The sequence below is a fragment of the Nostoc flagelliforme FACHB-838 genome, assembly GCF_014698065.1.
Taxonomy (GTDB): domain Bacteria; phylum Cyanobacteriota; class Cyanobacteriia; order Cyanobacteriales; family Nostocaceae; genus Nostoc; species Nostoc flagelliforme_B.
In genome coordinates this window covers 24,036-37,567 of the sequence record NZ_JACJSI010000067.1, presented here as the reverse complement: position 1 = coordinate 37,567, position 13,532 = coordinate 24,036, and the positions used below count along the sequence as shown (strand labels likewise).

Sequence of the window (13,532 nt, the reverse complement as noted above, 5' to 3'; positions counted from 1 at the left end):
GGGGCTAGATGGATTAAATCTTACCCTAGCCTGGATAGTGGCACTTTGTTTCTAACTTGACTGCTGATCAGGTAAGTCCGCTTGTCAATAGGGTTTGAGACGCGCTAACCCTGGTTAGCATCGGAGCGAAATTATACAATAGTTATTATATTAGACCAGTTTGAAGAGTTTTTCTTTGTTAGTAATACTTCCACACAACGAATAGAATTTTATAAGTTTTTTAGTGAATGTTTAAATATTTCTTATGTAAAAACTATTATTTCTTTACGAGAAGATTACTTGCATCATTTATTAGAATTTGAACGTTTGAGTCAGAAAAATAGTACCGGATTATATGATTTAGGCGTAATTAATAAAAATATTCTCGATAAAGACATTCGCTACTATTTAGGAAAATTCTCTAGCCAAGATGCTAAAGCTATAATTCATAGTCTTACTCAACGTTCACATTATGAACTGAGTGACGAATTAATTAACCGATTAGTGCAGGATTTAACAGGAGAGCTAGACGAAGTACATCCAATTGAATTACAAATAGTCGGCGCTCAATTACAAATAGAAAACATTAGCACACTTGGAGAATATAAGCTTTGTGGTGGCTCGACAAAATTGGTGGAACGCTGGCTTGGCGAAGTTATCAAAGACTGTGGTCAGGAAAACGAAGAGCTAAGTTGGAAATTATTATTTGAGTTAACTGATGAAAAGGGGACACGACCGTTAAAAACTAAAGCTGATTTAGCTGCTGCATTAGTTAATAATCTTGATATAGATACAATATCAAGCTTTGACACAGTTGGGGAACTGATTTTAGAAATATTGGTGGGTTCAGGGTTGGTGTTGCGAGTCAGAGAAGAGTTAGGCGATCGCTACCAGTTGGTTCACGATTATTTAGTTGAACCAATTCGCCAAAAGAACAATTATGGGATGCTCGCCGAATTAGAAAAAATCAAACTTGAAAAAACTAGAGCAGAAGTAGCCCGACAACTTAGTCAAAAACAACTTAATTTAGTATTGCAACGGCGATTGCAGGAAGCACGGATAGCAGGCGCAATCTTGGCAATTATGGGCGGAACAATAGCAGCATTATGGTGGCAAGCTGACTTGCAAAAAACAGCAGCAGTCCGCCAAACTCTACGAGCTGAACACAGTGAAAATAACTTGAGGATTAGTGGAATTACTGCTGCTAGTGAAGCTCTGTTTGCCTCTAATAAGGAATTTGATGCTCTATTAGAAGGTTTGCGGGCTTGGAGAGGGCTTAAACAGGCAGAGGTCGTGCAACCAGATACCCGAATGCGTGTTGTCACAGCGCTGCAACAGGCAGTTTATGGGGTAACGGAGGTTAACCGCCTGGAAGGGCACACAGATGTTGTCTGGGGAGTAACTTTCAGTCCAGATGGTCAGTTGTTAGCATCAGGTAGCCTAGATACGACAGTGAAACTTTGGCATCTTGACGGTACCTTACTTCAAACCCTTAAAGGTCACACTGATGCTGTTAATTGTGTAAGTTTTAGCCCTGATGGTCAAACCCTAGCGTCTGCAAGCCTCGACAAAACAGTGCAAATCTGGCACAAAAACCCGGTTACAAGTGAATTTGATCCCAAGCCATATAAAACCCTAAGAGGACACGGTGATTCGGTTGACAGCGTTAATTTCAGTCCTGATGGCGAGTTGTTAGCTACTGGCGGTCAGGATAGAACCGTAAAACTTTGGAACCGTGAGGGCAAGTTGCTCAAAACCTTAGTAGGGCATCAGGGTTGGGTAAATAGCGTAAATTTCAGTCCAGATGGTCAAGTTATAGCTTCTGCCAGTGATGACCAAACTGTGAAACTTTGGCAACGGGATGGTACTTTGCTCAAAACTTTTTCACCTCATAACAGTTGGGTGTTGGGTGTCAGCTTTAGTCCCACTGACGAGTTGCTAGCTTCTGCTAGCTGGGATAATACTGTGAAACTGTGGCGACGCGATGGGACGTTGTTAAAAACCTTATTAAAGGGCTATAGCGATAGCGTTAATGCCGTCACTTTCAGCCCCAATGGTGAATTACTTGCCGCCGCCAGTTGGGACAGTACAGTGAAACTTTGGAGTCGTGAGGGCAAATTAATCAAAAGTCTTAATGGGCATCGCGCTCCGGTGTTGAGTGTTAGCTTTAGCCCAGATGGTCAAACACTAGCATCAGCTAGTGATGACAACACTATAATTTTATGGAATTTACATCTTGATGATCTGCTTGTTCGTGGTTGCGACTGGGTGGGCGATTACCTCAGACACAACCGCAATCTTGAAAAGCGCGATCGCCTTCTTTGTGATGGCATAATCCGTACAAACCCTTTTTAATTACGAATTACAAATTACGTTAGCGTTTGCGCAGCTTCTCTACGAGAAGCAAGGCGTAGCCCATTACGAATTAGATTGTTGAAGCCTCAATGAGCAACCGCTCTTGGTTTAGCGGTTGATGAGGCGATCAAAGTTGTTAATTCAGAGCTTGAAATAAATTTCAAGCTAATCAGCCAAAAGAGCGATCGCTTTCCAATACTTCGTGGTTATTTTGTTCAGTAGCCTCTTGTGGCAAATTGGCTAAAAAGGCTTGTAACCTCATGCGCTCAATGTAAGGCCAGCCTCCCTCAGACTCAATATCTTTCAGCAGTGAGTAAAGTTGGCGACGGTTAACAGGCAAACTCTCTTGAAAAACCCCATCCCGGATCTCCCGGTGTAACTGCTCCAATTGCCTAAGCATTGCCAAAAGAGCTACAGTATCCCCCTCACAAGCTGTAGCTGCATCATACACCACAGATGCGATCGCTTGGAGTTGAGAGGAAAACTTCTCTGATTCAATAGACTTGTGATCGTTCATGCCACCTTTTCCGTATAAATGAGGTCAACTCAAATTTACCGGAGATTTTTAATTTTCCCTAGTTTGTCAGTATTGATTCTTTTAATCCCCCTGCCTACCTATTACTGCATCCCCTCACTTGTCCTAGTCAGCGATGAATATAACTAGATTTGTATCTTTATCAAAAGTAGTTGCGATCGCGCCTAAAAGAGCGTATTAACCTTTAGCATAGGCTCTACAGAACCTAGATGCGATCAGAACGAGACTTTCTTGGATTTTGAGTACTTTGATTTTGAGTTAAAAAAAATCGTATGATCTGGCTGATTTCCCCATCAAACAATGGGCTGTATGTAGTAGCGTCACATACATGATACAAAAAGACTTGGGCGATGCCGCTTTTGCCGATTGCAAAAGCAAAGTGCGAAGCAGACAACCCTCTTCGCACTCTCCGAGGTAAGCATTTATGCTGCTCTGTGTGGGGCTTCCTCATCCACTCGCCCAACTCTCACAAATGCTACCAACAGTAAAACTGCTGGTTTTTGCTCCCATAGTGACACACATCCAAAATGGATACGGTGTGCTATATCGTCTGGGGTTCACACCCCAAGCTCAAGAGAGCGACACGTTTAACTACGTTTAGCAGAGAAAAGTTTGAGCAACGGCTGACAACTTAAATACCCGGACACTTGCTTCAACTCTCTTAATCAGAGCAAAGCCATGTCCGAACAAAGGTAGCTTTTCGCAGAGTAGCGGCTTCTCGTCAGAGATCAAAGCTTCGATGCAGTTTTACAACTTAGATATTAATTTTTGAGATTGAGGTTGACCATGAGGTATCGCGCTTTAATTGTTGCATTTTTGGCTTTGTGCCTGGGGCTAATAACTGCTTGTAGTGATGCTCCTGCTAGTAGTGGTAGAGACGTACTCACTTATGATCAAATTCGCGGCACTGGCTTGGCTAACAAATGCCCCCAACTAACAGAAACAAGCCGTGGTTCCATTCCCATTGATTCAAGCCAGTCTTATGCCGTCAAAGAACTTTGCTTGGAACCAACTAGCTTCTTTATCAAAGAAGAACCTGCTAATAAACGCCAACAAGCAGAATTTGTTGCTGGCAAATTGTTGACCAGATACACTTCCACCATTGACCAAGTGCAGGGTAATCTAAAAATCAACGCAGATAATAGCCTAACCTTTGCGGAAACTGATGGTCTTGACTTCCAAGCCATAACTGTGCAACTTCCTGGTGGTGAGCGAGTACCTTTCCTCTTCACCATCAAAAACTTGGTCGCTCAAACTCAACCCAATTTGACCAGTATTAACACCTCTACGGACTTTGAAGGCACCTTCAAAGTTCCTTCCTATCGTGGTGCTGCTTTCTTAGATCCCAAAGGTCGTGGTGTCGTCAGTGGCTACGATAATGCCGTGGCTCTCCCCGCCCAAGCGGATGATGAAGAACTTACCCGCACTAACGTCAAGCGTGCTGAAAATCTCAATGGCAAGATTTCTCTGCAAATCGCTAAAGTAGATAACTCTAGTGGTGAAATAGCTGGTACTTTCAAGAGCGAACAGCCATCTGATACAGATTTAGGTGCTGGCGAACCTAAAGAAGTGAAGATTCGCGGTCTATTTTATGCACGGGTTGAACCAACTCGCGGCTAAATCCTCTGAAGTAACTCAACTGACTGGCACTCAGAACGACAATTCTGTAAGTATTCAGACTTGATCGCAAAAGTTGACTTATTTACCCTCTTTTTTTATTAGGAGGGTAGATAGGTTTTTTACAAAGATGGGGAAAAGTTAAAGCCGAGCAAAGTTGTGGACGAAATAAACTTTGCAATTGGGAAAATTTTAATACCTCGCTCTTCTAAGTAAATTCATTCATTTCTTTGAATTTTTCTCTTTGATTAAAAGACTATAGACTTAAGTACAAAAAAGGGTATATTACCATTTTTTTTATTTGGTTACGTAAATATACACAGTATATTTTAAATTATTTAGTAATTTTTAATTATTAGATAAAGTTTAGTTGAATAGACACGTAATTTTACTGTAAATACAACGTTTGCTTCTCAAAGAAAAGCCCGGCTACTGTTGTTTTGTTTCTATAAATTAAATTCATTATTAATTAATTCAAGTTACGTACAATCTCGGTTTGATATTTAGTGATTAATTTTATATTTTATTCCTATGTAGTTCTAAAAAAAGCTACAAGTCATACCAAAGATAAATAACCAACTAAATAGGGATTTCGCCTATTTAAATTTTGCCCGATTGTCAAGCAACCTATGGAATTATGAGAGGAAATCTTGATTATATCCCATAGTATTTGCTAGGCAATATAGCGCGATATTGTCTTTGATGTCGTGCGTTCGCAGCTGAATTTCAAAGTTAATAATTGATTCCTTATTCGCTCAATAAACGCGGTGCTATGCCTACCACAGCCACCAATGAACTAAAGCACGAAATTTGGCAGTTGTTGCGAGAATATCAGCAATCTCCGTCAGAAAACATCCGCAACCAACTGGTAAAACTAAATTTTGGACTTGTGAGAAAAGAAGCTCACTACTGGACAAATCAATGTCATGAAACCTACGATGATTTGCTCCAGGTTGGATGTTTGGGTTTAATCAGAGCTATTGAAAGATTTGAACTTTCTAAAGGACATGCCTTCAGTTCCTACGCTCTTCCTTATATTCGGGGTGAAATTCAACACTATCTCCGAGATAAAGGTGTCACCGTGCGAATTCCTCGGAGATGGTTAGCGCTTCAACAGCAAGCAATAGGAGTATCACGTTCTTGGCGTGAAAAACATAATCGTCAACCAACCGACTCGGAATTAGCAGCAGCACTAGAAATTTCTCCAAACGAATGGCAAGAAATTAAATTAGCATGGGTTAATCGCGCTCCCTTGAGTCTCGATGTACCAATCCAAGATGGAGAAGAAGGTTCTACCTGTTTAGGAGAATTGGTTCCAGATCCTAACTATCGCAGCTTTCAACTGGCACAAGAAGACCAACTTCGCTTGCAACAAGCATTGGTTCAGCTAGAAAAACGCACCCGCGATGTGTTGGAATGTGTGTTTTTGCAAGATTTGACACAAAAGCAAGTTGCAGAGCATCTGGGCATCAGTGTAGTAACAGTTTCCCGTAGAGTCAAGAAAGGACTAGATTTGATGAAAGAGCTTATGGGTGTGGCAGACGAGTAACTGCAAATCAAGTTAACCCGCAGTTATGCTGGGTAGGCAGTGCTAAAAATAACCCTTGAAATGTAAAAAATTAGGTTATAAAGGTAACATACTTTGCCTTTGATATAAATTTAAGGCATGTTGATTTCCATTTTTAAATTTTCCAATGGCTTTTGAGAAAGGCTCATGGGCAGAACTTCAAAAATTACAATTGCAGCTATTCTAACTTTGGCGATCGCTGGATGTGCTTCTGAAGATACACAACAAGCTATCAATCCTGCACCAATTCCCAAAATAGCAACAAAGTCGCCAGCAGCGACTCAATCCTTTAAGAATCCATTAACACCTGCCAAACAGGTTTCACAAGTTAATCTTGCATCTGTTAACTTGATTCAATCCACTAATGCTACAGAGCGGGCACGGCAACTTGTGGTATCAAAAGATCGGAGTGATCCTTTTGCACAACTTTTCGGGCAGACGGTTCCCGGAATGTCTAAAACATCTGGGAGACCAGTTCCTGTGTTGCCCAAGTTACCTACTCCATCAGCAGTAAAACCAAAACTTCCAACACCCAGCATAGCTTTAAATCCACAGAAATCTGTACCAAAAAAAAGCATCGCTTTAAATCCACAGAAATCTGTACCAAAAAAAATCAATCCTACCTTGACTTCAGTCTTGCCTAGGGTTTTGCCTCAAGTTGTCCCCAATCCTACTTTAGTCTCTGTACTGCCACCGATAACACAACCTGAGTTAGCAAGAGCAGTGGTTGTGACTGGTGTAGTTCTAATTAGTAAGGAACCACAGGCAATTATCAAAGTACCGGATGAGTCAACGAGTCGCTATGTACAAGCGGGACAGCGATTAGCAAATGGCGTACTGATTAAACGTATTGAAATGAATGGAGGCTACAACCCCATCGTGATTTTGGAACAATATGGTATTGAAGTTGCCAAAATGGTAGGGGAAGGCCCTGTCAAATCAACACCGTCAGCTGCATCTGCTACTGACAATCCTATTTCAGTGACAATGCCCTCCCAAAATTCTTTTAATGTGGGAGCTTCATAAAGATGGAGACTAAGGAAAAAATTGAATTCGCTGGTTTGCCTTTAGCTGTCTACAGAGAAATAGCAGCGCATTTACGTCAAGTCGAAGGGGTGGAAGTGGATTTAATTCCCCAGTCATCCCAAGAGTTTGATTACAATCAAAGTCAAATTGGTGGCTTAAGCCTCTCGTGCGCAGAAAACTCTGGTTTAGAAAGTCGTCAACGAGTAAATCAAATTTTGGCTTACTATCAAAATCGCTATATTAACCCTATTTAATAATGTGAGAATTGTAACCCGCAGATCCCTGGCTTCTTAAAGAAGTCGGGGATCTTTTGTTCACAAATGATTAAGTAGGGTAATGGTGTTTTATCACTTCAGTATATATTCCCAACTATGGACTTAGAATTTCTCTACAGTAACGCTGAAGCGATCGCCTTTCTCTCGCTCTTTGTTCCATAGAGTAGTGACAATACGGTTAGGATAAGCATTTTTCACTTTCCTTGTGGTCTGGGGAATGGGGTTGCGGGAAAAAGGGTAAAGGATGTATTCAAAACCTTTTCCCTTTTCCCTTTCCCCTTTAACCGAACCGTATTGAGAGTAGCGATCGCAGCAAGCATTATTTAATACAGGTTCATAAAAAATACTGTATAACGACCCCACAACACGCAACAAGGTGAGGATTTCAAAAAGCAACGTTATGATAATTAATGCATTAATCGAGCTTGGGTCTAATAATAAATAAGTTGGCACAAATAAACCTCCAGAATACGGAGACGATTAATCGCCTTTGTGCAGCAGTCAAAAACCATTGTTCTTGACTGTTATTCAGGCGCTGCACCCAACCAAAATCAGCCGTTGTACAAATTTCCATAAGGATAATTGAAGTGACTAGGACTAATTCAGACTTTCTTTCTTCTAGCGATCCAGTGATCGCGGAGTTAATCAACGACGAACTACAGCGTCAACGAGATCACTTGGAGTTAATTGCTAGTGAAAACTTTACCTCTGCTGCGGTACTGGCGGCTCAAGGTTCGGTATTGACAAATAAATATGCCGAAGGATTACCTGGTAAACGCTATTATGGCGGTTGTGAGTATATCGACAAAATCGAGCAACTGGCGATCAATCGTGCTAAACAGATATTTGGTGCTGCTCATGCGAATGTGCAACCTCATTCTGGCGCACAAGCCAATTTTGCAGTGTTCCTGTCGCTGTTGGAACCAGGAGACAAAATTATGGGAATGGATTTGTCTCATGGGGGACATCTCACCCACGGTTCACCTGTAAACGTCTCAGGTAAGTGGTTCCAAGTTAGCCACTACGGCGTTAGCGAACAAACAGAACAACTTGACTACGATCAAATTCGGGAGCTGGCGCTGAGGGAGCGTCCTAAGCTCTTGATTTGTGGTTATTCAGCTTACCCCCGTATAATTGACTTTGAAAAGTTCCGTAGTATTGCTGATGAAATCGGCGCTTACTTACTTGCCGATATTGCTCATATCGCTGGTTTAGTTGCTAGTGGTCTTCATCCCGATCCCATTCCTCATTGTCATGTAGTAACAACAACTACACATAAAACTCTACGCGGCCCTAGAGGTGGTTTAATTTTGACCGGTGATGCAGAACTAGGTAAAAAGCTAGATAAATCTGTTTTTCCTGGCACTCAAGGCGGGCCATTAGAACACGTCATTGCTGCTAAGGCAGTAGCTTTTGGAGAAGCCCTGAAGCCTGAGTTTAAAACCTATTCTGCCCAAGTAATTGAAAATGCTCGTGCTTTGGCAGAACAACTAAAAAATCGGGGTTTAAAACTAGTGTCAAATGGCACTGACAACCATTTAATTCTCGTGGATTTACGTTCTGTCAATCTAACTGGTAAGCAGGCGGATCAGCTAGTCAGTACTGTAAATATTACTGCTAATAAAAATACTATTCCCTTTGATCCGCAATCGCCATTTGTTACCAGTGGGCTGAGATTAGGTTCGCCTGCAATGACTACACGGGGCTTGGGAGTAGCAGAATTTGCCGAGATTGGAAATATTATTAGCGATCGCCTGCTTTCTCCAGATTCGGATGTAGTAACCCAAGATTGTCGGCAAAGGGTAGCAGCATTGTGCGATCGCTTCCCCTTATATCCTCACCTGGAAATTCCTGTACCAGCACTAGCATAATTGGGCATGGGGGATGGAAAAGAAGCAGAGGGGAAAAATCTTCTCCCTTGCTCCCTGCCCCTATCCCCACTCCCCACTCCCCACTCCCCACTCCCCACTCCCCACTCCCCACTCCCCAATCCAATGAGTGCAGAAATTATTTGTGTTGGTACTGAACTGCTGCTAGGAGATATCCTCAACGGCAATGCTCAATTTTTGGCGCAACAATTAGCGCAACTCGGAATTCCTCACTACTATCAAACAGTGGTTGGGGATAATCCAGAACGCTTGAAGCAAGTTATAGAAATTGCTATTTCCAGAGCGCAAATTCTCATTTTCACTGGTGGACTCGGCCCAACACCAGATGACCTTACCTGCGAAACGATCGCTGATTTTTTTAAAGTCCCGTTGGTAGAACGTTCTGATATCATCGAAGACATAACCCAAAAATTCGCCCAACGTGGTCGGGTTATGTCGCCAAGTAACCGCAAGCAAGCTTTGATTCCCCAAGGTGCAGAAATTCTCCCCAACCGCACTGGAACAGCGCCCGGTATCATTTGGCAACCCCGTCCTGAAATTACGATTTTTACCTTTCCCGGTGTTCCCAGTGAAATGCACCTGATGTGGGAAGAAACAGCCGTGCCATTTCTCAAAAGTCAAGGTTGGGGTAAAGAAATTATTTACAGCCGGAGTTTAAAGTTTTGGGGAATTAGTGAATCGGCTTTGGCCGAAAAAGTTTCTTCCTATTTGAAGTTACCAAATCCCACAGTAGCCCCTTATGCAGGTAAAGGAGAAACAAGATTGCGAGTTTCTGCTAAAGCAACCTCAGAAGCAGCAGCAGAAGCCCTAATTGCGCCTATTGAGAAACAAATTAAAGAAATTGCCGGACTAGATTTTTACGGCGTTGATAATGATACTCTTGCTTCCGTGGTTGGTGAGTTATTGCGGACATCAAAAGAAACGCTTTCGGTGGCAGAATCTTGCACTGGCGGCGGTTTAGGGCAAATGTTGACTGAGATTTCTGGAAGTTCTAATTACTTTTGGGGTGGAGTAATTTCTTATGATAATTCCGTGAAGGTTGGGCTGCTGGGGGTTAACCAGGAAGATTTAGATAAATTTGGGGCGGTAAGTGCGATCATTGCAGAGCAAATGGCTGTCGGGGTAAAAACTCGCCTTGCAACAACTTGGGGATTGAGTATTACTGGTATTGCTGGCCCAACTGGAGGGACAGATACAAAGCCGGTGGGTTTAGTTTACATTGGTTTAGCTGGGCCAAAGGATGAAGTGACAAGTTTTGAGTATCAGTTTGGTACAGTGAGAGGTCGAGCTTTAATTCGTCATGTCAGCGCGAATGCAGCGTTAGATAATCTACGGCGGAAATTGTTGACGAGGTAGGAGGTATGTTATCTTTGTCATACATTTGTATGACAAACGAACCTAGCGATGCGAATTAATGCGCGATTAGATGAGGAGTATGCTGACAAACTAGCCTTTATTCAACAGCAGACTAATCAGGCAGTAACAGATGTGATTAAGTCTGCTATTGAATTGTATTACCAGCAGCTTCAGCAAGAGCAAAAGAATCCTTTCTCAATGCTCACCCAAACAGGCTTTATTGGTTGCGGTGAGGCACATCCGGATATATCTGTAAATTACAAATCAATTTTGAGAGACGGTTTAAAAGCTAAGTATGGTTATCGTTAATACTGGCTTTTGGTTAGTATTGGCAAATCGCAATGACTCGTACCACACTCAAGCAATAACAGTACTTGCCAATGTCAATGAACCTCTGATTACGACTTGGGCTCTGGTTACAGAGACTTGCTATCTACTGCTAACAAATATGGGGAACGACGCGCAAGTAAGTTTCATTAATAACTTATTTTTAGGGGCCTTTACGGTTTTTGATTTGCAACCCCATCATGGTAAACGCATTTGTGAACTGATGGAAAAATATGCGAACTTAACAATGGATCTGGCCGATGCTTCGTTAGTAGTTTTGGCAGAACATCTGGGGCATGGAAGAATTTTGTCTATAGATTTCAGAGATTTTAATGCTTACCGTTGGAAAAATCAGTATCCGTTTGAAAATCTGATGGTATGTTAAAAAACTCAATTATGAATTACGCAGCTATGAGCAAAATTCCCATGTATGATCGCAAGCTGCTTTGCATCTACACACTTTTGATTTTGTGATAATAAAGTGTAGAAATGTCGAAAAAACGTAAATTGCTAGAGAAAGTTTTTTCTAACTCCAAAAATATTCAATTTAATGAACTGGTGACTTTGGTTGAGGCGTTTGGATTTTCTCTATCACGGGTTAATGGCAGTCACCACATATTTACTAATCCAGATATTCCTGAGCTTGTTAACCTGCAAAATCGAAAGGGCGAAGCTGTTCCGTATCAAGTCCGTCAATTTTTGATTTTGATTGAAAAATATGGGCTTACTTTGGAGGATGAAGGATGAAAAACTATCATATTAATATCTTCTACAGTCAAGAAGATGAGGGTTATATTGCTGATATTCCTGATTTGAAATACTGTTCAGCGTTTGGTTCAACTGAAGAAGAAGCACTTCATGAAGTTTTGAAAGCAAAAGCAGCATGGTTAGATGCTGCGAAAAAGGAGGGAAAACTAATTCCTGAACCGAGATATCGTCCTGCAATTTACCAGATAGCCTCATGATTAGCAGAGAGGCGATGTCTGACGACAAGCCGCTTTGCGTCTACGCACTTTGTGTAGAGGTTGCGATCGCACTTTGGGAAAAAATCTTAACACCAATGTGCAGATTATTTGATTAAAGCCAAATCACAGTTTAACTTTTTGTTAATCATTTCTAACACTTTAGCTTCTTCTGGGGTAATTACTCCGTCTAGATGAGCAATTTTTTGACATTGTGCCAGTAAGGGTACAGCAAAATCACTATTAATTTGCTCAAGCAAGGTTTCTAAAGATGGTGGAGATTTGATATGAGAAGCGATCGCATCGATTGACGCAGGGCTAAGGTTGGCAGCTTGTAATTCTGGTAAAATATCTTCCCAAGATTTATCTGGATTACCTGCTAAGACAATATGAACTAAAATCTGATCCATAATCTTTTCTTGGGAAATAGCAGCTTCAATAAATTTTTCACTCTTTACCTGAGCATCTACTAATGTTGCCTCTAAAGTTAATGGATTCTGCTTTGCTTCATAAAACTGACAAGCCGCATAACCTAATGCGTAGATCATTACTGCATTTGAACTAGCACCAATGACGGCTCCTGCTACTGGCAGATTTCGTAGTAAACCCAAACCTGCTTTGATTGCTGTTTTTCCACCCACCCCTAAACCAAAAATTGCTACTGCTTCTCCTCTGCGCTCGGAATCATTTAAATCCATTCCATAGGCAGCAGCAATTTGATAAACTAACTCCACAGATAATGCAGCTGTAGCAGCCCAATCAACAGCAAATGTTATGACAGCTTGTCCTGGTACAGCACTAGTAGTAAATCCTGTCATTCCTGCGAAAACAGCTTTCTCTAACATCAGATGATGGGCAATTCCAGTCGGTTGTTCATTGGGATAATTTTGCTGTAACTTTCTAACAGCAGCCTCAGCCTCGACTACATCAACTTGTTGGATCAAGGGATTCAACCAGTCTTTATTTAAAGATTCGATTGCTGATCGTAGAGAAGGATTATTACCAACTATTGCTAATGCTTGACCTGCGATTTGTGTTGCCTGAAAAGTTGCACCACCAATTGCACCACCAATACCTACAGCCGCCCCTGCAACAGCTTGCCCTGCTTGAACAGCGGCACCCCCAATAGTCCCACTTATGCCTATAGCTGCTCCTGTAGCAGCTTGTCCAGCTTGAACAGCAGCACCCCCAACGACTCCGACTGTTCCTGTTACTGCTCCAAACAATGAACCCAAAAAAGATGGTTTTTGTACAGTTAATTTATTATCTGTTGGTTTAGTAATGACAATTGAAGATTCCACTTCAATATTAGTTTTAGGTGTTAGTACAGCTAAATTTACTAGTGCTTCTAACTCAATTTCTTGTTGCCAATCTGGTAAATCTTCACCTGTTACTCTCCCGTATATTTTGACATTATTAAAAGATTGGATGCCTAAATTAATTAATCCATCAGAAATAAGTGGGACTACTAACTGTTGTACTGGAACCTCAAATGATTCCAGCATTATCTGTAGACAATTTTGTTTAAAACTAGTTTTTGGCGTAATTCTGGGTAAATTTAACCACTGACTTACCAGAGTGTTAATCGCATTTATATCGCCCTGCTTGGCAAGTTCTAGAATGTTTAGCTGTATCATACTTAGT

At 41.5% G+C, this 13,532-nt stretch carries 14 protein-coding genes and 1 pseudogene; 12 read left to right on the top strand and 3 right to left on the bottom strand.

Going from position 1 to position 13,532, the window contains the following annotated elements; translation table 11 throughout:
- Positions 1–114 precede the first annotated feature (114 nt).
- Positions 115–2,334, top strand: a pseudogene (locus H6G97_RS25205) (WD40 repeat domain-containing protein); the annotation flags it as partial.
- A gap of 169 nt (positions 2,335–2,503) precedes the next feature.
- Here H6G97_RS25205 and H6G97_RS25200 read toward each other — a convergent pair.
- On the bottom strand, positions 2,504–2,851 hold the full coding sequence (locus H6G97_RS25200; protein WP_190943350.1) for a hypothetical protein: 348 nt from the start codon (positions 2,849–2,851) through the stop codon (positions 2,504–2,506).
- A gap of 442 nt (positions 2,852–3,293) precedes the next feature.
- On the opposite strand from H6G97_RS25200, the gene H6G97_RS25195 reads away from it, so the two are divergent.
- From H6G97_RS25195 to H6G97_RS25175, 5 genes are all read left to right on the top strand, one after another.
- Positions 3,294–3,470: a hypothetical protein gene (locus H6G97_RS25195; RefSeq protein WP_190943349.1), complete on the top strand. Its 177-nt coding sequence runs from the start codon at positions 3,294–3,296 to the stop codon at positions 3,468–3,470.
- 185 nt (positions 3,471–3,655) lie between these two features.
- Positions 3,656–4,489, top strand: coding sequence for a photosystem II manganese-stabilizing polypeptide (gene psbO, locus H6G97_RS25190; protein WP_190943348.1), 834 nt, complete (start codon positions 3,656–3,658; stop codon positions 4,487–4,489).
- A gap of 769 nt (positions 4,490–5,258) precedes the next feature.
- On the top strand, positions 5,259–6,035 hold the full coding sequence (locus H6G97_RS25185) for an RNA polymerase sigma factor SigF (protein ID WP_190943347.1): 777 nt from the start codon (positions 5,259–5,261) through the stop codon (positions 6,033–6,035).
- Between the two features lie 165 nt (positions 6,036–6,200).
- Positions 6,201–7,079 (top strand): hypothetical protein, encoded by an 879-nt coding sequence (locus H6G97_RS25180; protein WP_190943346.1) that lies wholly within the window; start codon positions 6,201–6,203, stop codon positions 7,077–7,079.
- A gap of 2 nt (positions 7,080–7,081) precedes the next feature.
- Complete coding sequence (locus H6G97_RS25175) at positions 7,082–7,333, top strand: hypothetical protein (protein ID WP_190943345.1); 252 nt, start codon at positions 7,082–7,084, stop codon at positions 7,331–7,333.
- A 123-nt stretch (positions 7,334–7,456) separates the two neighbouring features.
- Here the strand turns inward: H6G97_RS25175 and H6G97_RS25170 are convergent, their stop codons facing one another.
- Entirely contained in the window at positions 7,457–7,807 is a 351-nt protein-coding gene (locus H6G97_RS25170; RefSeq protein WP_190943344.1) for a hypothetical protein, read from the bottom strand.
- A 134-nt stretch (positions 7,808–7,941) separates the two neighbouring features.
- On the opposite strand from H6G97_RS25170, the gene glyA reads away from it, so the two are divergent.
- From glyA to H6G97_RS25140, 6 genes are all read left to right on the top strand, one after another.
- Entirely contained in the window at positions 7,942–9,225 is a 1,284-nt protein-coding gene (gene glyA / locus H6G97_RS25165; RefSeq protein WP_190943343.1) for a serine hydroxymethyltransferase, read from the top strand.
- 123 nt (positions 9,226–9,348) lie between these two features.
- The gene (locus tag H6G97_RS25160) at positions 9,349–10,599 is read left to right on the top strand and encodes a competence/damage-inducible protein A (RefSeq protein WP_190943353.1); all 1,251 of its coding nucleotides are present in this window, start codon (positions 9,349–9,351) and stop codon (positions 10,597–10,599) included.
- Between the two features lie 48 nt (positions 10,600–10,647).
- Positions 10,648–10,908 carry a CopG family transcriptional regulator gene (locus tag H6G97_RS25155; protein WP_190943342.1) on the top strand — a complete coding sequence of 87 codons (261 nt, stop codon included), beginning with the start codon at positions 10,648–10,650 and terminating at the stop codon, positions 10,906–10,908.
- A complete protein-coding gene (locus H6G97_RS25150) occupies positions 10,895–11,311 on the top strand; it encodes a type II toxin-antitoxin system VapC family toxin (RefSeq protein ID WP_190943341.1) in 417 nt (138 codons plus the stop codon). Before H6G97_RS25155 ends, H6G97_RS25150 begins: the two co-directional genes overlap by 14 nt.
- A 104-nt stretch (positions 11,312–11,415) precedes the next feature.
- Complete coding sequence (locus H6G97_RS25145; RefSeq protein WP_190943340.1) at positions 11,416–11,673, top strand: type II toxin-antitoxin system HicA family toxin; 258 nt, start codon at positions 11,416–11,418, stop codon at positions 11,671–11,673.
- The gene (locus H6G97_RS25140; RefSeq protein WP_190943339.1) at positions 11,670–11,891 is read left to right on the top strand and encodes a type II toxin-antitoxin system HicB family antitoxin; all 222 of its coding nucleotides are present in this window, start codon (positions 11,670–11,672) and stop codon (positions 11,889–11,891) included. The genes H6G97_RS25145 and H6G97_RS25140 overlap by 4 nt, the downstream gene beginning before the upstream one ends.
- Before the next feature lie 104 nt (positions 11,892–11,995).
- Here the strand turns inward: H6G97_RS25140 and H6G97_RS25135 are convergent, their stop codons facing one another.
- A complete protein-coding gene (locus tag H6G97_RS25135) occupies positions 11,996–13,525 on the bottom strand; it encodes a hypothetical protein (RefSeq protein ID WP_190943338.1) in 1,530 nt (509 codons plus the stop codon).
- Between the last annotated feature and the right edge of the window lie 7 nt (positions 13,526–13,532).